Source organism: Phenylobacterium sp. (assembly GCF_030651755.1).
Classification (GTDB): Bacteria; Pseudomonadota; Alphaproteobacteria; order Caulobacterales; family Caulobacteraceae; genus Phenylobacterium.
Genome location: NZ_JAUSBZ010000132.1, coordinates 1 through 25,199 on the forward strand (window position 1 = coordinate 1; position 25,199 = coordinate 25,199).

The 25,199-nt window shown below is 67.4% G+C and carries 21 protein-coding genes and 1 pseudogene; 13 read left to right on the forward strand and 9 right to left on the reverse strand.

Translation table 11 applies throughout. The annotated features are described in order from the left end of the window. The first annotated feature begins 218 nt into the window (after positions 1-218). On the forward strand, positions 219-602 hold the full coding sequence (locus Q7V15_RS12225; protein WP_304755903.1) for a hypothetical protein: 384 nt from the start codon (positions 219-221) through the stop codon (positions 600-602). 124 nt (positions 603-726) lie between these two features. Next, the gene (locus Q7V15_RS12230) at positions 727-1,833 is read left to right on the forward strand and encodes a mechanosensitive ion channel family protein (RefSeq protein WP_304755904.1); all 1,107 of its coding nucleotides are present in this window, start codon (positions 727-729) and stop codon (positions 1,831-1,833) included. On the opposite strand, the gene Q7V15_RS12235 is transcribed toward Q7V15_RS12230, so the two are convergent. Together Q7V15_RS12235 and Q7V15_RS12240 are read right to left on the reverse strand one after the other, a co-directional pair. After that, complete coding sequence (locus Q7V15_RS12235) at positions 1,790-3,055, reverse strand: serine hydrolase (protein WP_304755905.1); 1,266 nt, start codon at positions 3,053-3,055, stop codon at positions 1,790-1,792. The two genes, Q7V15_RS12230 and Q7V15_RS12235, sit on opposite strands and share 44 nt — an antisense overlap. A 21-nt stretch (positions 3,056-3,076) precedes the next feature. Beyond that, complete coding sequence (locus Q7V15_RS12240) at positions 3,077-3,736, reverse strand: J domain-containing protein (protein WP_304755907.1); 660 nt, start codon at positions 3,734-3,736, stop codon at positions 3,077-3,079. Positions 3,737-3,789: 53 nt separating this feature from the next. On the opposite strand from Q7V15_RS12240, the gene Q7V15_RS12245 reads away from it, so the two are divergent. From Q7V15_RS12245 to Q7V15_RS12260, 4 genes are all read left to right on the forward strand, one after another. After that, positions 3,790-4,062, forward strand: coding sequence for a BolA family transcriptional regulator (locus tag Q7V15_RS12245; protein WP_304755908.1), 273 nt, complete (start codon positions 3,790-3,792; stop codon positions 4,060-4,062). A gap of 62 nt (positions 4,063-4,124) precedes the next feature. Next, positions 4,125-4,628 carry a 2Fe-2S iron-sulfur cluster-binding protein gene (locus Q7V15_RS12250; protein ID WP_304755909.1) on the forward strand — a complete coding sequence of 168 codons (504 nt, stop codon included), beginning with the start codon at positions 4,125-4,127 and terminating at the stop codon, positions 4,626-4,628. Continuing rightward, the gene (locus tag Q7V15_RS12255; protein WP_304755910.1) at positions 4,625-5,578 is read left to right on the forward strand and encodes a xanthine dehydrogenase family protein subunit M; all 954 of its coding nucleotides are present in this window, start codon (positions 4,625-4,627) and stop codon (positions 5,576-5,578) included. Before Q7V15_RS12250 ends, Q7V15_RS12255 begins: the two co-directional genes overlap by 4 nt. Continuing rightward, the gene (locus Q7V15_RS12260; RefSeq protein ID WP_304755912.1) at positions 5,575-7,824 is read left to right on the forward strand and encodes a xanthine dehydrogenase family protein molybdopterin-binding subunit; all 2,250 of its coding nucleotides are present in this window, start codon (positions 5,575-5,577) and stop codon (positions 7,822-7,824) included. Before Q7V15_RS12255 ends, Q7V15_RS12260 begins: the two co-directional genes overlap by 4 nt. An 11-nt stretch (positions 7,825-7,835) precedes the next feature. Here Q7V15_RS12260 and Q7V15_RS12265 read toward each other — a convergent pair whose 3' ends face one another. The 4 genes from Q7V15_RS12265 to Q7V15_RS12280 form a co-directional block, all read right to left on the reverse strand. Next, on the reverse strand, positions 7,836-8,228 hold the full coding sequence (locus Q7V15_RS12265; RefSeq protein ID WP_304755913.1) for a response regulator: 393 nt from the start codon (positions 8,226-8,228) through the stop codon (positions 7,836-7,838). 200 nt (positions 8,229-8,428) lie between these two features. After that, positions 8,429-9,718 (reverse strand): HlyC/CorC family transporter, encoded by a 1,290-nt coding sequence (locus tag Q7V15_RS12270; RefSeq protein WP_304755914.1) that lies wholly within the window; start codon positions 9,716-9,718, stop codon positions 8,429-8,431. Beyond that, complete coding sequence (gene aroB / locus Q7V15_RS12275; protein ID WP_304755916.1) at positions 9,715-10,842, reverse strand: 3-dehydroquinate synthase; 1,128 nt, start codon at positions 10,840-10,842, stop codon at positions 9,715-9,717. The genes Q7V15_RS12270 and aroB overlap by 4 nt, the downstream gene beginning before the upstream one ends. Beyond that, a complete protein-coding gene (locus Q7V15_RS12280; protein ID WP_304755919.1) occupies positions 10,839-11,387 on the reverse strand; it encodes a shikimate kinase in 549 nt (182 codons plus the stop codon). The genes aroB and Q7V15_RS12280 overlap by 4 nt, the downstream gene beginning before the upstream one ends. Before the next feature lie 172 nt (positions 11,388-11,559). On the opposite strand from Q7V15_RS12280, the gene Q7V15_RS12285 reads away from it, so the two are divergent. Beyond that, positions 11,560-12,558 carry a sensor histidine kinase gene (locus tag Q7V15_RS12285; protein ID WP_304755921.1) on the forward strand — a complete coding sequence of 333 codons (999 nt, stop codon included), beginning with the start codon at positions 11,560-11,562 and terminating at the stop codon, positions 12,556-12,558. 14 nt (positions 12,559-12,572) lie between these two features. Here the strand turns inward: Q7V15_RS12285 and Q7V15_RS12290 are convergent. Beyond that, positions 12,573-14,030, reverse strand: a pseudogene (locus tag Q7V15_RS12290) (coniferyl aldehyde dehydrogenase); the annotation flags it as partial. Positions 14,031-14,196: 166 nt separating this feature from the next. Between Q7V15_RS12290 and Q7V15_RS12295 the strand changes: the two are divergent. The 6 genes from Q7V15_RS12295 (at position 14,197) to Q7V15_RS12320 (ending at position 21,391) form a co-directional block, all read left to right on the forward strand. Then, positions 14,197-15,465: a hypothetical protein gene (locus tag Q7V15_RS12295; protein ID WP_304755922.1), complete on the forward strand. Its 1,269-nt coding sequence runs from the start codon at positions 14,197-14,199 to the stop codon at positions 15,463-15,465. Beyond that, positions 15,462-16,382, forward strand: a complete 921-nt coding sequence (locus Q7V15_RS12300; RefSeq protein WP_304755923.1) for a site-specific tyrosine recombinase XerD — start codon at positions 15,462-15,464, stop codon at positions 16,380-16,382. The genes Q7V15_RS12295 and Q7V15_RS12300 overlap by 4 nt, the downstream gene beginning before the upstream one ends. Beyond that, complete coding sequence (locus Q7V15_RS12305; RefSeq protein WP_304755925.1) at positions 16,383-17,435, forward strand: mechanosensitive ion channel family protein; 1,053 nt, start codon at positions 16,383-16,385, stop codon at positions 17,433-17,435. 119 nt (positions 17,436-17,554) lie between these two features. Then, positions 17,555-18,514 (forward strand): acetyl-CoA carboxylase carboxyltransferase subunit alpha, encoded by a 960-nt coding sequence (locus Q7V15_RS12310; protein WP_304755927.1) that lies wholly within the window; start codon positions 17,555-17,557, stop codon positions 18,512-18,514. 113 nt (positions 18,515-18,627) lie between these two features. Beyond that, positions 18,628-19,623 (forward strand): nitronate monooxygenase family protein, encoded by a 996-nt coding sequence (locus Q7V15_RS12315; RefSeq protein ID WP_304755928.1) that lies wholly within the window; start codon positions 18,628-18,630, stop codon positions 19,621-19,623. An 85-nt stretch (positions 19,624-19,708) separates the two neighbouring features. After that, positions 19,709-21,391, forward strand: a complete 1,683-nt coding sequence (locus Q7V15_RS12320) for an alpha/beta fold hydrolase (RefSeq protein WP_304755930.1) — start codon at positions 19,709-19,711, stop codon at positions 21,389-21,391. 82 nt (positions 21,392-21,473) lie between these two features. Here Q7V15_RS12320 and Q7V15_RS12325 read toward each other — a convergent pair whose 3' ends face one another. Next, entirely contained in the window at positions 21,474-24,356 is a 2,883-nt protein-coding gene (locus tag Q7V15_RS12325; protein WP_304755932.1) for a TonB-dependent siderophore receptor, read from the reverse strand. A gap of 372 nt (positions 24,357-24,728) precedes the next feature. After that, the coding region (locus tag Q7V15_RS12330; RefSeq protein ID WP_304755934.1) for a beta-eliminating lyase-related protein at positions 24,729-25,199 on the reverse strand (471 nt) is incomplete at its 5' end.

The following is a 25,199-nucleotide window of genomic DNA, read 5'->3' on the forward strand; positions in this document are numbered from 1 at the left end:
GACAGTTTCCTCGGCGTCCTGGACGCCGAGCGGACCCTGGCCGGGCTCCAGGCCCAGCTGGCGCTCTCCCAGGCGCAGGTGGCCGACGCCCAGATCGCCCTGTTCAGGGCGCTGGGCGGTGGCTGGGCGCCAGCGGCGAGCTGAGCGCCGTCGCCTCGCCTCCCAGCAAAGTCTAAGCTCCTCCCGCACGGCCGATCACAGGCCGACGGGAGGAGCCGATGAGCCGCAACGCACAATCCGAGGCCGCCGCCATGGCCTGCCTCGACGCCTTCATGACCGCCTTCAACGCCCGGGACATGGAGGCCTTCGAACAGACCTTCAACTTCCCCTCGATCCGCCTGGCGTCCAACTCGATGCGGATCATAAACAAGGGCGACCAGACCCAGGCGACCTTCGATCACGCCTCGCTGAAGGACTGGGACCACTCGGCCTGGGAGAAGCGCGAGATCATCCATTCCGGCGACGACAAGGTGCACCTCAACACCCGTTTCACCCGCTACCGGAAGGATGGAAGCATCATCGGCGGGTTCGATTCCATCTATGTGGTGACCTGCGAGGACGGCCACTGGGGGATCAAGGCCCGCTCCAGCTTCGCCCCCTGAAAGTCAGGGCGCCCAGGGTCTGGGCGCCAGGCCATCCCTTTCGGCGTCGTGGGGCAGGCGGGGCGACCCGTCGGCCTGGCTGCGCGTTTGAGGCCTGTCGCGGCTATCAGCGAGGCCCTACCGCATGGCGGACCCGATCTACGCCTTTCGTCCTGAATGGGCGCCCCTCTGGCTCTTTAACCTCTCAGCCCTTGGGCTCGGCGCCGTGGCGGGGCTCATTCTGCATGAGCTGGTCACGCGGGCGATCCGCCGCAGCTTGCGCGGCAAGGACACCTACTGGTCCACCCTCCTCGTCAAGCTTCGACGGCCGAGCCGCCTGGCCGCCCTGATCCTCGGGCTGGCGGTGGGGGCGAGCTTCGCCCAGCTGGGCGAGGGCGGGGTGGCGGCCCTGCGTCGGATCCTGGCTGTGGCTTTTGTGATCCTGGTGGGCTGGAGCGCCCTGACGGCCCTGGACATCTGGAGCCTCCTCCATGTCAGGCGTTTCAAGCTGGACGCCGAAGACAACCTCCTGGCGCGCAAGCATGTCACCCAGACGCGGATCCTGACGCGAACGGCGGGCATACTGATTGTGATCCTGACGGCGGGATTCGCCCTGATGACCTTTCCCGGCGTCCGTCAGTACGGGATCAGCCTGCTGGCCTCGGCAGGCGCCGCGGGCATTATCGCCGGCCTCGCCCTGCAGCCCTTCCTGACCAATCTGATCGCCGGCGTGCAGATCGCCACCACCCAGCCGATCCGAATCGACGATGCGGTCATCGTCGAGAACGAGTGGGGGCAGATCGAGGAGATCACCTCCACCTATGTGGTCGTGCGTCTCTGGGACTGGCGGCGCATGGTCCTGCCGCTCACCTATTTCATTCAGCAGCCGTTCCAGAACTGGACCCGGGAGACCGCCTCCCTCATCGGCACGGTGATGCTCTATGTGGACTACACCGCCCCGGTCGACGTGCTGCGCGCCAAGCTGGAAGAGATCACCAGGGCTTCACCCCTGTGGGACGGGCAGGTGGTCAACCTGGCGGTCACCGAGACCTCGGAGCGCACCATGCAGGTGCGCTGTCTGGTCAGCGCGCGCAATGCGCCGACCACCTTCGACCTGCGCTGCGAGGTGCGGGAAAAGATGATCGCCTTCCTGCAAAGCGAGATGCCCCAGGTCCTGCCGAAGGATCGGCTGGACGCCGAGGCTCGGCTCAAGGGCTCGCCACCGGGGCTGGGAAATCCGGTCTCAGGTTGAGCTGGGCGCTATCGCGCGAGGCGATCAGTGGCAGAAGGTTGAAGTCCTCGGCCTGAACCTGGGTCGGGTCTAGGCCATGGTGCTGGGCGATCACCGCCCGGGTGACCGCCTGCATCAGAGCCTGTCGCTCGGGCACCGGACGGGTGGTCTCGGCGATGAACACGGCCACCGCATAGGTCCGCCCATCGGGCGCGGTCAGCAGGCCGACATCATTGTACCCCGTCGCCCGGGGACCCAGCACCTGTCCCGTGCCAGTCTTGTGCGCCAGGCGCCAGCCTTCGACCAGGCCGCCCCCTAACCGCTGCGGCCCCGTGCGACTTTGGGCCAGCAGGTCGAGGAGATGGGCGGTGGAGGCCGGCGACAGCAACTCCCCGGCGGCCAGGCGGTCCAGCGCCCGCACCACCGCGGTCGGGCTGGCCCCATCGGACGGGGCGTTCAGATAAGCCTCCAAGGCCGCGCGGCGGGTGTCCTGGGGCATGGCCGCCCGGGCCTGCCAGAAGTTGCGCCCAAAGGAGAATTCCGGGCGCCACTCCAGTCCGGCGATCTGGGTCTGGAAGTAGCGCTCTTCGTCGCCGAGGCTGATGGCGCCCAGGGCGCGCTCAGCCATCACCGAGCGCACATGGTCGGGGCCGCCCACCAGTCGCATCAGGATGTCATTGGCGGCGTTGTCGCTGCGGGTGGCGGCGCTGGCCAGCAGTTCGCCCACGGTGGTGGGGTAGCCGTTCCGGCCCACATGGTCGCGGATAGGCTGGTGGAAGATGCTCAGATCCTCAAGCCGCACCGTGACGGGATCAGTGAGTCGCAGGACGCCGCGGTCCACCGCATCCAATACGCTGATGGCCACCCAGAGCTTGCTGACACTTTGTTGCGGATAGAGCCCATCGCCGTCATGGGCCGCGGTCCAGCCGCCCTCAATGTCCCGCACGGCGATGCCCGCTCGCCCCTCAAAGGCCGCCCCCAGAGCTTCGATCTGGGCGAGCAGCGGCGCTGGCGCCTGAGGAACAGGGGCAGGGAGTCTCAGGGCCGCCCACTGGGCCATGGGCGCCTCACCCGCGCCCATGGTCGGAGGCGGCGGCGTCAGGGCGCCGGCGCCCAGGGCTGCGACCGCAAGGGTCGCTGCGGTCAGGCGAATGGCTGTGCGACGGCGGACCAGGGACTTCTGGCGGCGGACCGCCTGACGTTCGGCCAACTGCTGGGCGACGCCGCCCTCAACCCCTGACACGACCCGTCTCCTTTGTTGCGCCTAGACCATGCCTGCCTTGCGCAGGGCCTGATAGGCCTTGATGACCCTTTGCAGCTTGTTCTCGGCCGATCGGTCGCCCCCATTGGCGTCCGGATGGCAGCGCTTGACCAGCTCAGTGTAGCGCGCCCGGATGGCCGGCCCGTCAGCATTATCGTCCAAATCCAGGTCGATGAGGGCGTTGCGTTCGATCTTGCCCAGCCGGCGGGCGGGCTGAGCCTGGGGACCGGGGCCATGGGCGCCCCCATGGCCAAACAGGTTGAACGGATCCTGGTAGCCGCCTTTGCCCCGGGAGAAGTTCTTGGTGAAGGTGGCCGACTCCCGGGAGTTGCGGCTGGCCTTGAAGTCCCAGGTCGGCCGCCCGCCGGTGGTCTGCTCCTGCTCCTGGCGCGCCTTGATCTCGCCCTCGCTCATGCCGGCGAAGAAGTTCCAGTTGCGATTGTATTCCGCCGCATGGGGCTGACAGAACCAATAGTGCTCGTTCATCATGTCCCGGGATTTCGGCGCACGGGCGGCGGCGACCATGGCGCAACCGGGATGATCGCACCGGCGTTCACCGGGCTTCAGGGCAAAAACGTCCTCAGCCTGCTCAGCCTCCCCAGGCTTGGGGGGGCGAACGCGGATATCGACGAACTTGGGCTTGTATTGAAACGCGCCGGGCATGCCCCAAGTATGGGCCTACGGGCCGCACTTTTGAAGAATTGAAGATTTGAGCAATGGGCGCCATATTCGATGCCATTCACCAAAAGCTCACCCAAGCCTTCGCCCCGACCCGCCTGGAGATCGAGGACGAGTCCTCGCGCCACGCCGGTCATGCTGGCGCGCGGCCTGGAGGTGAGAGCCATTTCAATGTCTTGATCGAGGCTGAGGCCTTTGCCGGCGCGCCGAAGGTGGCCAGGCAGCGGATGATTTATCGCGCCCTGTCCGAGGAGATGGCCGGGCCGGTGCACGCCCTGTCGCTCAAGGCCCTGGCGCCCGGCGAGTCCTGAGGCCGAAAAAATATTGTTCTGTTCGGGCGGCAATGTCCGTCCGGCGTTTGGGGAGACGCCCGTTGAAGACCCATTTCACTATCAATGGCCAGGCCGCCAGCCTGGACCTTGATCCGCGCACGACCCTGCTCGACGCCCTGCGCGAACGGCTGGACCTGAAGGGCTCAAAAAAGGGATGCGACCACGGCCAGTGCGGCGCCTGCACGGTCCTGGTCAACGGCCAGCGGATCAACGCCTGCCTGTCGCTCGCCGTCACCCATGAGGGCGACGAGATCACCACCATCGAGGGTCTGGCCCAGGGCGAGGCCCTGCATCCGGTCCAGGCCGCCTTTCTGGAGCACGACGCCTTCCAGTGCGGCTACTGCACGCCCGGCCAGATCTGCTCGACGATCGGCATGCTGAAGGAGGCGGCCGACGGCTGGGCCAGCCTGGCGACCGACGACCTCACCGCCGACACCGTCCTCACCGACGAAGAGATTCGCGAGCGCATGAGCGGCAATCTCTGCCGCTGCTCGGCCTATCCCCAGATTCTGGCGGCCATCCGCAGCGCCGGAGGTCTGGCATGAAGCCCTTCACCTATGAGCGGCCCGCCGACGTGGCCGAGGCCCTGGCCATGGCGGCCGCCGTCCCCGGCTCCCGCTTTCTGGCCGGCGGCACCAATCTCGTCGATCTGATGAAGCTGCAGATCGAGCAGCCGACCCATCTGGTGGATGTCAGCCGGCTTCCCCTGGCCGAGATCGCGGAGACGGCCGAGGGCGGCCTGCGCCTGGGGGCGACCACCACCAACAGCCAGGTGGCCGCTGACATGAAGGTCCGCGCCCGCTATCCGGCCCTCGCCCAGGCGATCCTGTCGGGGGCCTCGGGCCAGCTGCGCAACAAGGCCACCACCGCCGGCAACCTGCTGCAGCGGACCCGCTGCGCCTATTTCTACGACACCACCAAGCCCTGCAATAAGCGCCAGCCCGGCGCCGGTTGCGCGGCCATCGGCGGCATCTACGCCAACACCGCCATCTTCGGGTCCAGCGAGGCCTGCATCGCCACCCATCCCTCCGACATGGCCGTGGCGATGAGCGCCCTTGACGCCCAGGTGGAGATCGCCGGCCCGAATGGGCAGGAGCGCGCCATTTCGCTTGAGGCCCTGCACCGCCTGCCCGGCGAGACCCCGCACATCGAGACCTCCCTGCAGCCCGGCGAGATGATCACCGCCGTCGTCCTGCCGCCGCCCCCGCCGGGCGGCCAGATCTATCGCAAGGCCCGGGAGCGGGCCTCCTACGCCTTCGCCATCGGCAGCGTCGCCGTGGCCGGCGGCAAGGTCGCCCTGGGGGCGGTGGCCCATAAGCCCTGGCGCGCCAGGGCGGCTGAACAGGCCCTGGCCGACGGGGCGAACCCCGCCGAGGCCATGGCCGCCGAGTTGTCGTCCGCCAAGCCTGACGGCCACAATGACTTCAAGCTCAAGCTGATGGCCCGCCTCGGCGCGGCCTGCCTCACCACCACCGGCGCAGGAGACGGCCAATGAGTTCGGTCAAGGATTGGGCGGCGCCGACCCCCATCAGCGAGAACCGCAGCGGCCTGATCGGCAAGGGCGTCGACCGCTACGAAGGCCGTCTCAAGGTCACCGGCTCCGCGCCCTTCGCCTATGAGGTCGAGGCGCCGTCGCCGCCGGCCTATGGGGTGCTGATCGCTTCGCCGATCGCCAAGGGCGTGGTCGCCGCGGCGGACATCTCCGCGGCGCAGGCCGCCCCGGGCGTCCGGCTGGTCTGGACGCCGCACAATGTGCCAGCCCAGGGCGAACGCGGGGCCAAGATGAATCCCCGCAGCCAGCGGGGCTCCAACCCCGCCCTGGCGGGCAAGATCGAGCATTTCGGCCAGCATGTGGGCTTTGTGGTCGCCGACACCCTGGAGAACGCCAAGGCCGCCGCGGCCCTGGTGCGCTTCGAATACGCCGCTGAGCCCGCCGACCTGATCTTCGAGGACAACCTCGCCCAGGCCGACCAGCCTGAGGGCGAGGAGGATATGCGGGTTGGCGATTTCGAGGCCGCCTTCGCCGGCGCGCCCGTCCGCCTCGACGAGACCTATGTCAGCCCGCTGCAGAACCACGCCCAGATGGAGCCCTGCGCCACCACCGCCTGGTGGGACGGCGATCATGTCACGGTCCACACCTCGATCCAGATGGTGAAGGGCGGACAGCACACCCTGGCTGAGACCCTGATGATCCCCTCGACCCAGGTCCGCCTGGTGACCCGCTATATCGGCGGCGGCTTCGGCGGCAAGGGCCAGGCCTACGACGACCTGACCCTGGCGGCGCTTGCGGCCCGCGAACTCGGCCAGCCGGTCAAGGTCGCCTATACGCGCCAGCAGATGTTCCAGGCCACCATCCACCGCCCGGCCGTTCACATGCGGGTGCGCCTGGGCGCCCAGGCCGATGGCCGCCTGGACGCCTTCGCCCTGGAGGCTGTGACCCACTGCCGCCGCGAGGCGCCGTTCACCGAGCATGCGGCCAACTTCGCCCGCAGCCTCTATGCCGCTCCCAACCGGCTGACCGGTCACCGGCTGGTCAAGCTGGACATCCCTGCAGCAGGCCCCATGCGCGCGCCGGGCGAGGCCTCAGGCATGCTCAGCCTGGAATGCGCCATGGACGAGCTGGCCGAAAAGCTCGGCCTCGACCCCATCGAACTGCGCCTGCGCAACGAGCCAGAGACCGATCCCGAGACCGGCAAGCCGTTCAGCACCCGCCAGCTGGTCCGCTGCATGACCGAGGGCGCTCAGCGGTTTGGCTGGGACCGTCGTAATCCGAAACCGGGCCAGGTTCGCGACGGACGTTGGCTGGTGGGGCTGGGCATGGCCGCGGCCATCCGCGGCAACTTCCTGCTGCCGGCCAAGGCGGGCGTGCGGATCGACGCGGACGGAACCATCACCCTGCGCCAGGGCATGACCGACATCGGCACCGGCACCTATACGATCCTGGCCCAGATCACCGCTGAAACCCTGGGCGTGCCTTTGGCGCAGGTGAAGGTGGAACTGGGGGATTCAGACTTCCCGCCGGCCCCAGGCTCCGGCGGCCAGTTCGGCGCGGCGACGGCCGGATCTGCGGCTTTCGCCGCCGGCATGAACCTGCGCAAGGCCCTGGCCGAGCTCGCCACCGGCGATCCCAACTCGCCCCTCTATGGGGATGATCCGGAGCTGGTGACCTTTGGCGGCGGCAATATCGCGGTGGACAACCGCGCCGAGCCGCTGGAGCGGCTGGTGGCCCGGGCGGCGCCGGAGGGCGTCTATGTGGAGGGCTCGATCACGCCCGCCGCCGACGCCCGCGACTATTCCCAGCACACCTACGGCGCCCATTTCGCCGAGGTGGGCGTCGATCCCGACACCGGCGAGGTCCGCCTGCGCCGCATGTTCGGGGTGTTCGCCGCTGGCCGGATTCTCAACGCCAAGACCGCCATGAGCCAGATCACCGGCGGCATGATCTGGGGCGTCGGCACGGCCCTGCATGAGTACAACGAGGTCGATCCCCGCTACGGGTCGTTCATCGCCCAGGACCTGGCCGGCTATCACGTGCCGGCCCATGCCGATATCGTCGACTTGTCGGCCATGTTCCTCGACGAGGTGGACGACAAAGCCAATCCCATGGGGATCAAGGGGGTGGGGGAGCTGGGTATCGCCGGCGCGGGCGCGGCCATCGCCAACGCCGTCTACAACGCCTGCGGCGCACGGATCCGCGACTATCCGCTGAACCCGGAAAAGGTGCTGGCGGCGCTCCCCTGAAGGGGCGTCGATCAGCCGCCGATCAGGGGTTGGACCCGCGCCTGCAATTCGCCCAGGACCCGGGCCAGATCGCTCTCGCGGAAGGGCTTCTGTAGAACAGGCGTGCCCTTGTCGACGTCGCGAAGGCCCGCGTCCCCATAGCCGGTGGCGAAGGCGAAGGGGGCGCCCTTTTCCCGCAGAATGTCGGCCAGGGGAAAGATGGGTTGGCCGCCGAGGTTGACGTCGAGCACGGCGCAATCGAGTTCGCTCGACCCCACCAGAGTGATCGCTTCCTCCAGCCGCGAGGCAGGACCCACAACCTTGCAACCCAGATCGCTCAGCATGTCCTCGATCAGCATCGAGACCATCATTTCATCCTCGACGACGAGGACCCGCATGCCGGCAAGCTTGGCAAGGTCAGTCATGGGAAGGCTCCGGGTGGCCAAGGGTGGGGCAGATATTTGCAGCAAATTCCGACAAAAGGCAAAGGTCATGCGCCATCGGAACCCCGTTTTCGGGGACGGAAGAGTCGCTCATTTGGGCCGTCGTCTCCCAGCCAGCTTCACTGCAATGAACGTCCCCCCAAGGCCCGGGTTCCCGGGCCGCGAGCGAGTCTGAGGCGGGATCACTCCTCGACGGGCGCCTCGATCGGCGGGGAGACCCGTAGGGCGGTGATCTGGTTGCGCTCGCGCCGCACGATCTGGAACCGGTGACGGTAAAATATGAAGGTCTGTCCGACCCGCGGGATCGTCTGGGCTTCATGGATGACCAGACCCGCCACGGTTACGGCGTCCTCGTCGGGCAGGTCCCAATCCATGGCCCGATTGAGGTCGCGGATGGGCACTGAACCGTCGACGCTGACCGATCCGTCCGGCTGGGGCCGGACGCCAGGCACGGTCACGTCATGCTCATCTTCAATCTCGCCGACAATCTCTTCGAGGATGTCTTCGAGGGTGATCAGTCCCTTCAGCCCGCCATACTCATCGACCACCAGGGCGAAGTGCTTGTGCCGCTTGAGAAAGGCGTTGAGCTGATCCTTCAGGTTGGTCGTGTCGGGAATGAACCAGGGCTCGCGAAGCATGGCCTCGACATCGACCCTGTCCATGGCGCCGTCAGCCTCGGCCAGGGCGCGCAGGAGGTCCTTGGCGTGCAGAAAGCCGACGATGTTCTCCGGCTCGTCGCGAAAGACCGGCGTTCGGGTGTGGGCGCTGGCCAGGACGGCGGCGACGAACTCGCGCACGGGAAGGGCGATATCGATCATGGAGATCGACTTGCGGTGGACCATCACCTGGGTGACGTCCATTTCCGCAAGATCCAGCACCCCCCCCAGCATCAAGCGGTCGCGGTTCTCCACCAGGCCCTCGGAGTGGTGATACTCCACAGCCCCGCGGATTTCTTCGTGGGCGGCCAGGACATCGGTCTCCATGTCGAGCTTGATGCCGAAGGGGCGTAGGGTCAGCCGCACCACCCACTGGGCGCTGTTGGCCAGGGGGCCGAAGATCTTCACCACCCAGGTGGCGGGCAGCGACAGGAGCCGCGCGGCGCGATCCGGCTGGGCGATGGCCAGGGTCTTGGGCAGGATCTCGGCGAAGATGACCACCAGGGCGGTCATCATGACGGTGGCGACCAATGGCCCGGTGGGTCCCGGAATGGCGGCGGTCAGCACCGTGGTGGCCAGGGCCGAGGCGCCGATATTGATGGCGTTGTTGGACAGCAGGATCGCCCCGATCAGCTTCTCCTGGTTGCTGATCAGCCGGTTGACCCGGGCGGCGGCCTTGTCGCCGTCCCGCTCCAACTTGTGCATGCGGCTGCGGCTGGCCGCGGTCATGGAGGTCTCGGTGGCCGAGATCACCGCCGAGAAGAACAGCAGGATGAAGATGGCGGGCGCGAGCCCGACCAGGATGGCTGTGATCATGCCGCTGCGCCCGCCGAGCGGGCGCCCTCCGCGATCAAAAATTCAAGGACAGCCTCGGCGTCGACGTCACGGGCGACGAAGGCCTCGCCGAGGGCGCGGGCCAGGATGAAGGTCAGCCGGCCCCCCTCGGCCTTCTTGTCCTGCCCCATGTGCCCCAGCAGGCGGGCGGCGTCGAAGGGATGGCCGTCAAGGTCATGCAGACGCACCGGCAGGCCCACCGCAGCGATGGCGGCTTCCGCCCGCCCGGCGTCCTGGACCGAACAGAGCCCCTGTCGTGCGGAAAACCGGAAGGCCATGGCCATGCCGATGGCGACAGCCTCCCCATGCAACAGGGCCTCCCCATAGCCGCTCTCGGACTCCAGGGCGTGACCGAAGGTGTGGCCAAGGTTGAGCAGGGCCCGCTGGCCTGCTTCGCGCTCGTCCTGAGCGACGATCTCCGCCTTCATCTCCACCGAGCGGCGCACAGCCCTGGCGACGGCTTCGTGGTCCAGGCTGACGACGTCCTGGCCATGGACCTCCAGCCACTCAAAGAAGGCGAAGTCGCCCAGCAGGCCATATTTGATGATCTCGGCATAGCCGGCGCGCAGCTCCCGGGCCGGCAAGGTCGCCAGGATGTCCAGGTCCGCCAGCACCAGCCGTGGCTGATGGAAGGCGCCGATCAGGTTCTTGCCCCTTGGGGTGTCGATGGCGGTCTTACCCCCGACGGAGGAGTCGACCTGAGCCAGCAGCGTCGTCGGGATCTGAACGAAGTCGATCCCTCGCTTGTAAATCGCCGCAGCGAAGCCAGCGAGATCGCCCACCACCCCGCCGCCGAAGGCGACGATGAGGTCGCCTCGGTCCAACTCCATGGCCAGCAGATCGTCGCTGACCTGGGCCAGCATCTCGAAGCTCTTGGAGCCCTCGCCAGCCGGAACCAGGATGGGGCGGGCCTCCACGCCGTCTGCGGCCAGGGCACGGGTCAGGGCCTCGCCGTGCAGCCTCCAGACGGTCTCGTCGCTGATGACCGCCGTCCGCCCGCGTTTGAGCAGCGGGCGAATGTGGCGACCGGCCTGCGCCACCATTCCGGTTCCGATGCGAACCTCATAGGCGCGGTCCCCAAGGCCGACGTTCACAGTCTGGCTCATGAGCCTTCCTCGGCGAGATAGCGGGTGAGGGCGTCGATCACCTGGGAGACCGTCACGTGATGGGCGGTGTCTCCGGTCTCCACCATCACATGGGCCTGAGCATAGATCGGATAACGTTGCTCGGCCTGGGCTTTCAGGACGGCGAGGGGGTCTGCGTCCTTCAGGAGCGGCCGCGTATCCTTGCGACCCACCCGGCGCGCCAGCAAATCCAGATCGGCCTTGAGCCAGACGACCAGCGCGCGGGATTTCAGCAGGGCGCGGGTCTCGTCGTTCATGAAGGCGCCGCCCCCTGTCGCCAGGACGTGTGGCGGCTCTTCCAGCAGACGTTGAATCACCCGGCGTTCGCCGTCGCGGAAGGCGGCCTCACCCAGTTCGGAGAAGATTTCGGTGATGGCGCGGCCGGCGGCAGTCTCGACTTCGGCGTCAGCGTCGCGAAACGGCAGGTCGAGAGCGTTGGCCAACCTGCGGCCGACGCTGGACTTGCCGACGCCCATCAGGCCCACTAGGGCGATGGTGCGGTTGCGGAGGGGTTCGTAGCGATCCATGAGCCGCAAGGCTTTACACGAGGCGGTGACGCTGCGCCAACCGCCACCGAGCGGACGTCCGCCCCCAGGTTCCGCCAATTCGTGGCCCACTGACAGATTGTCCGTCTTGGCGAGACTATTCCGAACCATGGCGCGTTGATGTCCTGAACTCCAACACAGGGGCGCCTTCGCCTTGATCGACCCGGACCTGGCCTTCCTGATTGTGCAAAACGCCCGCGACTACGCCGTCTTTACCCTGGAGCCAGACGGTCGCATCGCGGCCTGGTCGCCTGGCGCCGAGACAATCTTTGGCTACAGCTCCCATCAAGCCATCGGCCTGCCGTTCGCCGAGTTGTTCCTCGCGCCCGACGTGGCCGCCGGCATCCCCGAAGCTGAAATGGCCAAGGCCTACCGAGACGGCCGGGCCGAGGACACCCGCTGGCATCTTCGCCAAAGTGGCGAGCGGTTCTGGGCCAACGGCGTGACCATGACCCTGGGAGACCGCCCCCAGCTGATCAAGTTTCTCCGGGACGAGACCGCCGCCAAGCTCGCGGAAGACCAGCGAATTCTGCTGCTCAACGAGCTCAATCACCGGATCAAGAACACCCTGGCCACGGTTCAGTCGATCGTGGAGAACACCCTGCGCGCGGCCCATATCGACACGGCGACCCGCAGCGTTCTGACCGAGCGGCTCATCGCCCTGGCCCAGGCGCACAATGTGCTGGTGGCCGAGAGCTGGGCCGGGGCTGACCTGCGCTCCATCGTTGATCAGGCCCTGGCGCCTCACATCACCGCTGGCGGGGGACGTTTTCGGATTGAGGGACCCCGGGTGTTCCTCAGTCCCCAGCAGGCTGTTTCACTGTCCCTGGTCCTGCACGAGCTCACCACCAACGCCATAAAATACGGGGCGTTGTCCTCTGACGAGGGCGAGGTCACCCTGTCCTGGAACACCGCACACAACGCCAGCGGCGCGCGCAGCATGACTTTGCTATGGCAGGAAAGCGGCGGGCCTCCGGTCAAGCCTCCCAACGGGCGCGAGGGCTTTGGCCTGCGCCTCATCGCCCGGAGCTTTGGTCAGGACGGAGATGGCCGCACCCGCCTGGAATATTCCCCAGAAGGCGTTCGTTGCACGGTCAATATTCCGCTGTCCCAGGGCGAGGAATTCCCGATCCTGAGCCTGGGCGACGTTTAGGACGGGGTCCGCGCTCAGCGCTTGACCGCGCCCTTGAGGTAGCCGGCGATGGCTGGACCATAGGGCGGCCGCATCCGCTGGAGCGGACCGATGTCCTTCTTCAGCTGGCTGTAGACCGACTTGCGATGGCTGAACTCCTTGAAGCCGTCATGGCCGTGATAGGAGCCCATGCCCGAGGGGCCGACGCCGCCGAAGGGCAGTTCTTCCTGGGCCACATGGAAGATCACGTCATTGACGGTCGCCCCGCCGGACGTGGTCTGAGTCAGCACCCGGTCCTTTTCGGCCTCATCGGTTCCGAACCAATAGAGGGCCAGCGGCCGCTCTCGGCTGTTTACATAGTCGATGGCGTCCTTTGTCCCGCGGTAGGTCTTCACCGGTAGAACCGGGCCGAAGATTTCCTCCTGCATCACCATCATGTCGTCGGTGGGGTTGAGGATCAGGGTCGGCGGGATCTTGCGATAGGGCTGCTGGCTGAAGTCCTCGCCGGCGGGGTTGAGTTCGACCACCTCGGCGCCCTTGGCCCGGGCGTCCTCGATATAGCCGGTGATCCGCTCATAGTGGTTCTGGGCGATGATGGCGGTGTAGTCGGGATTGTCCTTCAGGGTCGGGAACATGCGGGCTACGGCGCCGCGCGCCTCCTCGACGAAGGCCCCGACCTGGCCCTCGGGGGCCAGAACATAGTCCGGCGCCAGGCAGATCTGGCCGGCGTTCAGGGTCTTGCCGGCCATGATCCGGGCCGCAGCCAGGCCCATGTCGGCGCCCTCGGACAGGATGACCGGGCTCTTGCCCCCCAACTCCAGGGTCAGCGGCACCAGATTGTCGGCGGCCGCCCGCATGACGTGGCGGGCCACCGCCGTGCCGCCGGTATAGATCAGGTGGTCGAAGGCCAGGCCGGAGAAGGCGCGACCGACGTCCGGTCCGCCGGTGAAGACGGCGATCTCGTCCTCGCTGAAGGCCTTGGCGAACATCGCCTTCATCAGCGCCGAGGTCTTCGGTGTGAATTCCGAGGGCTTGATCATCGCCCGGTTGCCCGCCGCCAGGATGCCGGCCAGGGGACCGAAGGTCAGGTTGACCGGGAAATTCCAGGGGCTGATCACGCCCACCACGCCCTTGGGCTGGAACTGCAGCTGCGCCTTGGCGCCGAACAGGCCGAGGATGGCCGGGGTGGTCTTGCGCTTCTCCGGCGCCATCCACTTCCGCAGGTGGGACTTGGCGTGCTTCAGCGGGCCGATGGAGGCGGCGATGTCGGTCAGCCCGGTCACCGCCTTCGAGCGCGAGCCGAAGTCGTCATTGATGGCGTCTGCGATCGCCTCGGCATGGTCGATCAGCAGATCGATGCAGCGGTCGAGCCGCGCCAGCCTCAGTTGCTCAGAGGGCGGTCCCTCGGCCAGCTGGGCGGCCTTCTGGCGCTCAAGGATACGCTGCATATCATCACGGGTGGGCTCGGCGGACGTGGTCATAGGGGCCTCGCATCTGGGTTTGAAACCAGTGAAGCTCGGTTTACCTCGGGGCTGTCATGCAAAATCCGCAAACAAAACTGCAGTCGGGGCATGACCCCCGCAAAACCCGCTTTAAGGTGGACCTATGCTGATCTTCAGATCCCCCGCGCTCGTTGGTTTCGCTCTCCTGGCTCTTACCTTGCCGGGACCGGCCCCGGCCCAGGTGGTGGAGACCATGGCCCTGCCGGCCCCGGACCTGTTTTCGAGCGCCGGCCGGGAAACCGGGCTGGGGGCGGAGCTGTGGGACGGCGCCTCGGCGGCCACCGCGCGATCCGTTCTGCCCATGCTGGCGCAAAAGCCCCTGTCACCGGCGGCCTCGGCCCTGGCCCGATCCGTCCTGGCCACCGGCGCCCGGGGCCCTGAAGGGGTGGGGAATGACCCGGAGGTCGCGGCGGCCCGCGCCCAGGCCCTGGTCGTCCTGGGGGAGGCGCCGGCGGCCCAGGCCATTTTGCGGAGATCCGGCGGCCTGGAGCGAAGCGAGGCCCTGTCGCGGGTCGGCGCCGAGGCCGCCCTGTTGACCGGCGCCGACCAAGAGGCCTGCGACATCGCCCAGGCCCTCAGCGTCGCCCGCGACCAGGTCTACTGGTTGCGCCTGCGGGCCTACTGCCAGGCTCGCGCAGAGGACCCCGCCGCCCGCCTGACCTATGAGCTGGCCCAGGGCGTTGACCGCGACGCAGTCTTTGGCCGCCTGATGGCCGCCCGTCTGGCCGGGACCGGCGACCCGGGCGCAGCCTCCTTGCGGAACGGCCTGGACTTCGCCCTCTCGCGCAGCCTGGGGCTCGACCTGACCACGGCTGAGCCAGGCCCAGGGGTCGGACCGGCCCTCTCGGGAGAAGTCCCGCTTCCGCAGGCCCGGTGGCCGATGATCGCCACCGAAGGCCCTGTCTCGGCGGCCATGGCGGTGCTGGCCCAGGGGGACATCGCCCTGGCCGAGGGGGTTCGTGGAACCCTTGTGCAGGATGAGGTGCCTCAGGCGGGCGCCCTGGACCTGGCCCTGCTGGACGCTCTCATCGCCGCAGCGTCCGGGCGTCAGGACCGGCCAACCCTGGACCGGCTGGTGGAGCGTGGTGGGGTGGGCGAGGCCCGCAATCGCCGACGGGCCCAGGAGGCGGCGCTGTTGCTGGCGGCCCTGGGCACGCCCCTCGGTCCGCAGGCCCGAGGCGAGTTTGTGAGTTTCAACCTCGCCGCGCCCAAGGCGCCGGTGGCGCGGTCTTTCGCCATGGACCAGGCCGCCGCCGCCAGACTGACCGGCGAAACGGCGCTTCTGGCCCTCTGGACCAGCGCCGAGGCTGGTCCCGGCGGACCGGGCGCGGCCGATCGCGCCCGCATCATCGCCGCACTGTCCGCTGTCGGCCTCGCCGATCATGCTCGCGCCTTTGCGGTTGAAGGCCTGCTGGCCCTGCGATGAGCGCCCAGACCGCCCAGGGCTGGGTCGAGGCCTTTCTGGAGATGATGTCGGTGGAGCGGGCCGCCGCTCGCAATACCCTGATGGCCTATGGCAAGGATCTGGCCGACGCCCAGGCCTTCCTGGCCGCTCAGGGGACCAGTCTGGCTGAGGCCAGCGCTGAGGCGGTGGAGTCCTATTTCGCAGAGTTGGGGGTCCGCGGTCTGGCGCCGGCCACCGCCGCCCGACGACGCGCCAGTGTGCGGCAGTTCTACCGGTTCGTCCTGGGTGAGGGGTGGCGCCCCGACGACCCCTCGCGGCGGGTGGACGCGCCGCGGAAGGGGCGTTCCCTTCCGCGCACCCTCAGCCGGGCGGAGGTGGACGCGCTGATCGCGGCGGCTTCGGCCCGGGATGGCGCCCAGGGCCTGCGCCTGGGCTGCATGGTGGAGCTGCTCTATGCGTCCGGCCTGCGGGTCTCAGAGCTGACGGCCCTGCCTCTGGCCATTGTGGCGCGGGACCCGGCCTATCTGATCGTCAAGGGCAAGGGCGGCAAGGAGCGGCTGGCCCCCCTGAACGACGCCGCCCGCGCGGCGGTGAAGGCCTATTTGGAGGTGCGCAAGACCTTCCTGCCCAAGGGTGACGCCGCCAATCCCTGGCTGTTTCCCTCCCGCGGCAAGGGCGGACGGCTCACCCCGCGACGCCTGGCGCAGTTGCTGGATGAGGCGGCCACCGGCGCCGGGATCGATCCGGCCCGGGTCAGTCCCCATGTGCTTCGCCACGCCTTCGCCACCCACCTGCTTGAGGGTGGCGCTGATCTACGGGTCGTCCAGACCCTGTTGGGTCACGCCGACATAGCGACAACACAGATCTACACCCACCTCGCCGGCGACCATCTCCGTCAGGTGGTCGAAACCAAGCACCCCCTGGGACGTAAGCGATAGATGCAGACCGACTTCTCAGGCGTCGACGAATTCGTCCTCTTCACCATCGGCCGGACACCGGTGACCCTGGGCGGGGTCATCGCCGGCGCCTTGGTGATCCTCGTGGCGCTTCTGCTGGCCCGCGGCGCCTCCCTGACCCTCCGCAGGCTGCGCGCCCGGGCCAGGTACGGAAGCGCAGCCCTCTATATTGTCGAGAAGGTGATCACCTACGGGGTGGTCATCATCGGCCTGATCGCCGGGCTTTCCACCGTTGGGCTCGACTTTTCGTCTCTTGCCATCTTCGCCGGCGCGGTGGGCGTCGGGGTGGGCCTGGGCCTGCAGGGCGTCGTCAAGGAGTTCGTCTCGGGCCTGGTGCTGATTTTCGACCGGGTGGTGAACATCGGCGACTATGTGGAGTTGGAGGGCGGACAACGGGGGCAGGTTCAGGAGATCGGGCCCCGGGCCACCCGCATCCGCAACAACGACAATATCGACATCATCGTCCCCAATTCGCACCTGATTGAGGGGACCCTGGTGAACTGGACCCTGAAGGGGGACACCCGGCGTATCCACATCCCCTTTTCGGTGGCCTATGGCGCCGACAAGGAGAAGGTGCGCGAAGCGGTGCTGGCCGCCGCCCGGGCCATGCCCTTCACCCTGCCTGAGAGCGACGTCCACAAGTCACAGGTCTGGCTGGTGGGCTTTGGCGACTCGGCGCTGAACTTCGAGCTGCTGGTCTGGCCAGACCTCAATGCGGCCAAGCGGCCCAACGGCATGCAGGCGGCCTACACCTGGGCCATCGACGACGCCCTTCGCGCGGCGGGCATCGAGATTCCCTATCCGCAGCGCGACATTCGGATCCGCAGCCTGTTTGGCCACGAAGGCGAAGAGGCCACCCAGGCCCTGCAGCTCAAGCCGCCCGCCCCGCCGACTCAGCCGGATGTCGCGCCGGCCCCCTCCACCACCAACGACGCCGCCGTCGATGTCGCCCGGCCGCTGCCGGAACCCGATCCGACCCCTATCGCAGAGGGAGAGCCCGCCATCGCGCCGCCGGAGGCTCCGGATCAGCCTTAGGTCGCCTGCTGGGGCGCCGAACCCCGGCGGGCCATCGTCCCAGGAGACGGGCCTTGTGACCCCGTGGGTTCCCGCCTAACTTCCCGCGTTTCCGCGCACAGCCAGGGATACTAACCTCGATGGCCTTACATTATCTCGAGTTCGAGCGCCCCATCGCCGACCTCGAAGCCAAGATCGAGGAGCTGCAGCGTCTCTCGGAGACCGCCGAGGGCGGCGCCATGGACACCGAGATCGAGGCCCTGCGGGCCCGCGCTGCGGAGCTTCGGGTCAAGGCCTACGCCAAGCTCGACCCCTGGCAAAAGACCCAGGTCGCCCGCCATCCCGAGCGGCCGCACTTCGTCAACTACGCTCAGGGCCTGTTCGAGGACTTCGTGGAGCTGCGCGGCGACCGCAAATATGCCGATGATCAGGCGCTGCTTGGCGGCCTCTGCCGGTTTCGCGGCCGGCCGGTGATGATCCTTGGTCAGGAAAAGGGTCACGACACCGCCAGCCGCGTGAAGCACAATTTCGGCTCCACCCGCCCCGAGGGCTACCGCAAGGCGATCCGCCTGATGGACATGGCCGAGAACTTCAACCTGCCGGTCATCAGCTTCATCGACACCGCCGGCGCCTATCCCGGCGTGGGCAGCGAGGAGCGCGGTGTGGCTGAGGCCATCGCGCGATCGACCCAGCGCTGCCTGACCCTGGGCGTGCCCATGATCTGCGTGGTCAGCGGGGAGGGCGGCTCCGGCGGCGCCATCGCCATCGCATCGGGCAACCGGGTGCTGATCCTGGAGCACGCCATCTATTCGGTGATCTCGCCGGAGGGGGCAAATTCCATTCTTTGGCGGGGTTCGCGTACGGCTGAAGAAGCCGCCAAGGCGATGAAGATCACCGCCCAGGACCTGTTGAAGATGAAGATCGTCGACCGCATCGTGGCCGAGCCGGCGGGGGGCGCCCACTCCGATCCCGCCGCCATGCTGCAGTCTCTGGGGAATGCGCTGGAGGAGGAACTGGACCAGCTCGAGGGCCTCTCCGCCGATGAACTCCGCGCCCAGCGCGCCGAGCGCTTCTACGCCATTGGACGCTCTGGTCTCTAGGAGGCCGGCCGCCGCGTCAGGCGTCTTACGGGATCACCTTGCCCTTACGGCGTGGCTTGCCTGAACGGCGTTCAAGGGTTTGAGTGCTTCAAACAATTGTTTGGGAGGACGTCATGGCCTTGAAGACCCGTTTCACTGAGATGTTCGGTGTCGAGCACCCGGTCGTGCAGGGCGGCATGCAGTGGGTTGGCCGCGCCGAACTGGTGGCCGCCGTGGCCAACGCCGGCGGCCTGGGCTTCATCACCGCGCTCACCCAGCCGACCCCTAAGGACTTGGTCAAGGAGATCGAACGCTGTCGGACCCTGACCGACAAGCCCTTCGGCGTGAACCTGACCATCCTGCCGGCCATCAAACCGCCGCCCTATGCGGAGTACCGCCAGGCGATCATCGATTCGGGCATCAAGATCGTTGAGACGGCCGGCAACAAGCCGGCCGAACACGTCGAGGAATTCAAGAAGCACGGCATCCTGGTGATCCATAAGTGCACCGCGGTCCGCCACGCCCTGTCGGCCGAACGGATGGGGGTGGACGCCATCTCCATCGACGGCTTCGAGTGCGCCGGCCACCCGGGTGAGGACGACATTCCGGGCTTGATTCTGATCCCGGCCGCCGCCGACAAGGTGAAGATCCCGATGATCGCCTCGGGCGGTTTCGGCGATGGCCGCGGCCTGGCCGCAGCGCTCGCCCTTGGCGCCGAGGGCATCAATATGGGCACCCGCTTCATGTGTACGGTGGAGAGCCCGATCCATGAGAATGTGAAGCGCCAGATCGTCGAGAACGACGAGCGCGCCACCGACCTCATCTTCCGCACCATGCACAACACCAGCCGAGTGGCGCGCAACGACATCAGCCGCCAGGTCGTCGAGCTGGAGCGCTCCGGCGCCAAGTTCGAAGACGTGCGCGAACTGGTGGCCGGGACCCGCGGCCGGGTGGTCTATGAGACCGGCGACCCGGAGCATGGCATCTGGTCGGCGGGGCAGATCCAGGGTCTGATCCACGACATCCCCACCTGCCAGGAGCTGGTCAGCCGGATCGTCCGTGAGGCCGAGGAGATCATCGAGAGCCGTCTCGCCCGGATGATGGGCGGCCGCACCCCGGCCATGGCCTGAGGCCAAGGGCGATCGACGCAAGCTTGGCTGAGACGGCCACCCGTGTAATCTGAACGGCCCCCAAGCCGATTGGGTCTGATCGCCCTTGCCCCCGTCCCGCACCCCGAAGGCTGACGTCGCTCAGCTGATCGAGACCATCTACGCCGTCGCCGCCAGACCGGAACGGTGGGAGGAGATCATTTCCGCCGTCGGGGCTGCGGCCGCGGCTGGCCCCGCCGCAGGCGCGGCCTTGTCGCATCTGCCTGGGCTGGACGATGTGGGGCCTGAGACCAAGCCCGCCCTCGGCGTGATCCTGTTGTCCCCCGCCGGCGGCGTTGTCGGCTGGAACAGCGTTGGCGAGGCGATGTTTCGCGATCGGCTGGGGGTGGTGGAGAGCCGGGGCCTGAGGTTCTTCAATCCCTCGAACCACGAGGCCCTGGCTCACGCCCGCGCCCGCCTTGCCGAGTCGGGCGCCGCACAGGTGATCGTAAAGTTCATCCAGGCCAGGGATGACGACCCGCACTTCGCCTATATGGCGCCCATCTCGGCGACCCCGCCGGAAATGGTCGCTGATATCGCCCATGCCGGGAACGCCTCGGCGGCGCTGATCTTTCCGGCCCTGGAGGCCAGCGATCACCTGTGGCGCACCATCCGGGAGAGCTTTGGCCTGACTCCGGCTGAGACCCGTCTGGCGGCGCGTCTGAAGGACGGCCTCACCCTCAAGGAGGCGGCCGAGGATTTGAACGTCTCCCTCAACACCGTGCGCAATCAGTTGCGCGCGGTGTTCGAGAAGATGGGCCTGAACCGGCAGAGCGATCTGGTGCGCGCCCTGGCCCAGCTCAGCGCTCTGTCCTCCTCCCTGCAGCCGGTCATGCCCTCGACGGTGTCGGCCACAGAGGCTGGCGCCCTGAGAGTCGCGCCGCCGGTTTTGATCCACCGCCTGGCTGACCGCCGGGCCCTGGCCTATCGCGTCTATGGAGATCCCACCGGCCGGCCCTGCATGATGGTCCATCAAGGCCTGGGCTCAAGCCTGTTGCCTCGGGGGTCAGACCAGCTGGCCCGGGACCTTGGCCTCTACATTGTTTGCGCCGAACGGCCAGGGACGGGGCGCTCAGATCCGCGCCTTGACCTCAGCTTCCACACTGTCGCCGAAGACCTTGTGGCCCTGACCGAGGCTCTGGGGCTCTCGCGGATGAGGATTGTGGCGTTCATGAACGGGGCCGCCTTCGCCCTGGCCTATGCGGGGGCCCTTGGGGACCGGGCGGAGCGACTGCTGCTCGTCTCTGGTCGTCGCAGCGGCGTGGTCCCCGAAACAGAACGGGACCGGCGTCATCCCATGATCCTGCTGCACCGGCGCATGGCCCGCTCAGCCTGGGCGGTGGGACCGCTCTACGCCCTGCTGCGCCGCAGACTGTCCCGTCGTCAGGTCGAAGCCATGGTGCGTACGGCGGCGTCTGCGCCCGGCGACGGCGCCTATCTGCGCAGCCACCCGGCGGTGGCGGAGTTTGTCTACGACTATATGAGCGAGTGCCTGGCGCGTTCCTCCAAGGGTGCGGCCCGGGAGTTGGTGATGGCGTCCGATACGCCGACCTTGGACCTGCCCGACCTCAGCGCCCCGATCTCGGTCTGGTTCGGCGCCGACGATCCCGCGGGGCCGCCGGATGACTTCCTGGCCTGGCTCGGCCGGCCATGCAAGGAGGTGCGAATTCTCCCGGCGGTCGGCCACTTCCTGCCCCACAAGCACTGGCCCGAGGTCATGGCCTGGCTGGCGGCCGACGAGGGGGACTGACCTCGCGCGGCGGCGGCCGCCCCGGGGAAGAGTCCCGCCCCCAGGCTTGGCCAAGCCTAGGGGCGAGTTTCCTTGATCTGACTCAGTAGCGGAACGTGGCCCCCAGATAGAAGTAGCGGCCCCGGTTGTCATAGTTGGAGGAGCCGACACCCGTCCCGGTGAAGGTCTCGGGCAGGGCGGGGGGCGCCTCATCGGTAAGGTTCAGGATCCCGCCGCGGACGCTCAGATTCTCATTGATCCCGTAGCGGACCCGCAGGTCGTGGCTGAACCAGTCACCGGTGAAGTAGGGATCAAGCTGTGCCTCGGTGAAAGCGGTGGTCGAGCGCATGGAGCCCACATAACGGGTGGTCCAGGCGACGCTCAGATTCTCTCTCGACCATTGCACCGTGCCCTGACCCTTCCACTCCGGCGTCGAGTTGGTGATGGTGTTGGCCAGCTGGGTGTAGGCTTGGCCGGGTAGGCCCTGGAGCGCCCAGCGGTACATCCAGGTGGCGTCCAGGCGCAGAGCGATGTCCCCGAAATCCCTGGCGAACATGTCGGCGGTCCGGAAGCCGTAGGCCACCGAGGCGTCATAGCCCTCGACCTTGACCTTGGCCACATTCTGGCTGGTCAGCTCGACCTGGCTCACCCCTCCGGGCACCGCGCCGCCGGCGGTTCCGGTCGGGTCGCGGACGATGAGGGCGCAATAGGGGTTGGAGGCCAGCGGCGTGGTGGAGTCGTAGCAGAGCTGGGCCAGCAGGGTGTTGATCGGGATCGTGCCGACCTGATCCTCAATATTGTACTTGAAGTAGTCCACCGAGATCTGGAGCGCGGGCAGGAAGCGAGGCTGGATCACCACCCCGGCCTGGAAGGTCTCGGCGGTCTCCGGTCCAAGGTTGGGGTTACCCCCTTGGATCAGGCGCAGGGACGGGCGTCCGGTGCCGAAGTTCGAGGTGAAGGTGGCCGGGTTCCAGCCAGGGATGGCGGCGGCGCAGGTGACGTTCCGGGCGGCTTGCTGGGCCGCGGAGGCGCCGGCATAGGTCGCCGCATCGCAGGGGTCCTGGGCGGCGGTGGTGAAGTTCTCGCTCTGCGGGGCGAACAGCTCGACGATATTGGGCGCCCGCACGGCGGTGGCTTCGGACATCCGGAAGCGGATATCGCGGATCGGCGCCCATTCCCCGGCGAGGCGATACTGGTCGGTCGTGCCGATGGTCGAATAGTCCGCCGCACGATAGGCCGCCTCAAAGGTCAGCTCTTCGGCGAACGGGACGTCGCGAAGGATCGGAACCCGGATTTCGGCGAAGGCTTCGCGGACGTCATATTCGCCCGACCGCTGGCCAACCGCATTGAAGAACAGCTGGCCTGAGGCTCCAACCTCGTCCTGAACAAAGCTGCTTTCCTCCTTGCGGTACTCAGCGCCCATCGCCAGGCCAAGGGGGCCTGCGGGCAGCTGCATCAGGTCGGTGGCGAAGCTGCCGGCGACCACGGTCTGTTTGACCTTCTGGTCGGTGGTGGACTGGCCATAGGCCCAGTTCACCGCCTCTCCGCTTGCGCCATTGACCAGGTCCCAGGGCACGCAGCCCGCGGCGCGGGCGGCGGGATCGCGACAGACGACCTGGCCGTCCACCACAATGGCGTCGGTGGCCTGCTGCACCCGGGCGACATAGGGCACGCCGAAGGAGGTGGTGGAGCCGTTCAGCTCGCCATACTGGGCATACCAGTCCCAGTTGATCTGGCGGTCAAAGACGGAGACGTCACCCCGCATGCCCCCCACCAGTCGCAGGGTGTCTCGGTCGGTGGAGACGTCACGTCGGCCGAACTCGGTCCAGAACTTCCCGACCTGGGCCTGGCTGGCCTGGGTCAAGGTCAGCCCGGCCGCCAACCACTCGGCGCGGAGCTGGGCGGCGGTGGAGCCCGCGCCATTCAGGAAGGCGTTATCACCGCGCAGGGCCACCGGCATGGTGCCGCCGCCGGCCGCGTTGGAGAAGGCGGGCTGGAAGATACCGTAGCCGCCCACCGTGGCGTAGCTCGCCTCGGCAAAGGCGGTGATGGCGTCGGTCAGCTCATACTCGGCGTAGGACCGCAAGATCAGCCGGTTGGACTTGCCCTGCAGGGCGTTGAAGCCCGCGGTGTAGTCCAGGGCGTCGTCCTGGCAGGTGGCTTGAACCGTGGGGGTCGAACAGGGACCGCTGAGACGAGTGATGGTGGTCGGGTCGCGGACATCCCGCGTCACGGCGATGGCCGTGCCCACCGGCCCGCCCCGTAGCTGGAAGGTGCCATAGGGCGTCACGTTGCTCTTCGACGCGCCGATGATGGTCTGGGGATTGACCAGATTGTTGCGCCGAATACCGGGATAGGCCCAGTCACGGTCGATCTGCATGATCGGCTCGACCCGAGCGAACTCGCCGCCCGCCATCACGTTCAGCCGGTTGTCGAGAAAACGGCCGCCCCAGTTCAGGCCGGCGCGGGTCTCGGCGCCATCGCCCTCGGCGCTGATGCCAGCCTGAACGTCGGCTTCAATCCCGTCAAAGTCCCGCTTCATGATGATGTTGACCACCCCGGCGATGGCTTCGGAGCCATAGATCGCCGACGCCCCGCCCGCGACCGTCTCGATCCGGTCGATCATCAGGGACGGAATCTGGTTGAGGTCCACCGCGGGGGAGGAGGCGTCAGAGAAGACGTGACGGCGACCGTCCACCAGAACCAGGGTGCGCGTAGGGCCCAGGCCTCGAATGTCGGCCCGCGCCTGGCCCGCCAGATAGAGCGAGGACGATGAGTTCTGCGCATTGGTCGCCGCGTTGATCACCGGCAGGTCCATCATGATGTCGCCGAGGCTGGTATTGCCCGACTCACGGATGGCTTCGGCGCTGATCACCGAGACTGGCGTCGGCGAGCTGAAGGTGTCGCGGCGGATACGCGAGCCTGTGACCACCAGCTCGCCCACGGTCGTGGCGTCCTGGGCGACGGCGACGTCAGGTCCAGCCATGCACATCAGCGCAGCCGATCCCAGGAGGGCGGTACGAAGGAAGGAGGGGAGTTTTGAACTCATTGGAGATCAGCCATGCAGATGGGGGCGAAGCTTCGCCCAGCTTGAACAATGCAGCCGTCAGTCCAGGCCGAACAAGGTTCATTAAACCTGGTTTGGCTGCAGATTAGGTAGTGGCGTCCAGTTTTGGGTAGGTGTGGGGGTCGAAACTAGGCGTCAAAGGATTGCCTAGATGAGGACGCAATCTCGCCCTTCAGCTCAAGCTGAGCTGTAATGAAAATGCCGACGTGTGTCATAAAGGTGACAGGCGTGCGAGAAAGCTTAAGCATTCGCACGCAATACTGTTGGAAATCAGATTGGATAGTCTGACCGCTAGATATTGCCCTGTAAGACGACGATCAGATCATGGATGGATTGTTCGGTCGTCGCCCAGGAGCACATGAAGCGAACCGATCCGTCGATGAAGCGATAGACGAACCAGCCGCTGGCGTGCAGCCGCTTCAGGGTCGCCTCATCCATCTCCACAAAGACCGCATTGGCCTCCACCGGATGGCGCAGGGGCAGGGGCATGAGGTCGGCCAGCCGCCTGGCCATGACGTTGGCGTGGGCGGCGCGGTCCACAAAGGCCCCGCTCTCCAGCATGCCCACGAAGGGCGCGGCGTAGAAGCGGCTCTTGGAGGGCAACTGACCCGACTGTTTCAGACGGGCGTCGAAGCGGGCGACGAGATCCTTGCGGAAGATGACAATGGCCTCGGCGGGGGGCATGCCGGCCTTGGTCCCGCCGATCACCAGCAGGTCGACCCCCAGGCCAGGGATGGACTTGAGGTCAAAGCCTGCGGCCGC

Bases quoted from the DNA above. Each gene is read 5' to 3' on its own strand.
- Q7V15_RS12325 (WP_304755932.1), bottom strand. From the start codon at position 24,356: ATGGCTGGACCTGACGTCGCCGTCGCCCAGGACGCCACGACCGTGGGC.
- Q7V15_RS12245 (WP_304755908.1), top strand. From the start codon at position 3,790: ATGGGCGCCATATTCGATGCCATTCACCAAAAGCTCACCCAAGCCTTC.
- Q7V15_RS12265 (WP_304755913.1), bottom strand. From the start codon at position 8,228: ATGACTGACCTTGCCAAGCTTGCCGGCATGCGGGTCCTCGTCGTCGAG.
- Q7V15_RS12315 (WP_304755928.1), top strand. From the start codon at position 18,628: ATGGCCTTGAAGACCCGTTTCACTGAGATGTTCGGTGTCGAGCACCCG.
- Q7V15_RS12310 (WP_304755927.1), top strand. From the start codon at position 17,555: ATGGCCTTACATTATCTCGAGTTCGAGCGCCCCATCGCCGACCTCGAA.
- Q7V15_RS12280 (WP_304755919.1), bottom strand. From the start codon at position 11,387: ATGGATCGCTACGAACCCCTCCGCAACCGCACCATCGCCCTAGTGGGC.
- Q7V15_RS12230 (WP_304755904.1), top strand. From the start codon at position 727: ATGGCGGACCCGATCTACGCCTTTCGTCCTGAATGGGCGCCCCTCTGG.
- aroB (WP_304755916.1), bottom strand. From the start codon at position 10,842: ATGAGCCAGACTGTGAACGTCGGCCTTGGGGACCGCGCCTATGAGGTT.
- Q7V15_RS12225 (WP_304755903.1), top strand. From the start codon at position 219: ATGAGCCGCAACGCACAATCCGAGGCCGCCGCCATGGCCTGCCTCGAC.
- Q7V15_RS12240 (WP_304755907.1), bottom strand. From the start codon at position 3,736: ATGCCCGGCGCGTTTCAATACAAGCCCAAGTTCGTCGATATCCGCGTT.
- Q7V15_RS12305 (WP_304755925.1), top strand. From the start codon at position 16,383: ATGCAGACCGACTTCTCAGGCGTCGACGAATTCGTCCTCTTCACCATC.
- Q7V15_RS12300 (WP_304755923.1), top strand. From the start codon at position 15,462: ATGAGCGCCCAGACCGCCCAGGGCTGGGTCGAGGCCTTTCTGGAGATG.
- Q7V15_RS12260 (WP_304755912.1), top strand. From the start codon at position 5,575: ATGAGTTCGGTCAAGGATTGGGCGGCGCCGACCCCCATCAGCGAGAAC.
- Q7V15_RS12270 (WP_304755914.1), bottom strand. From the start codon at position 9,718: ATGATCACAGCCATCCTGGTCGGGCTCGCGCCCGCCATCTTCATCCTG.
- Q7V15_RS12255 (WP_304755910.1), top strand. From the start codon at position 4,625: ATGAAGCCCTTCACCTATGAGCGGCCCGCCGACGTGGCCGAGGCCCTG.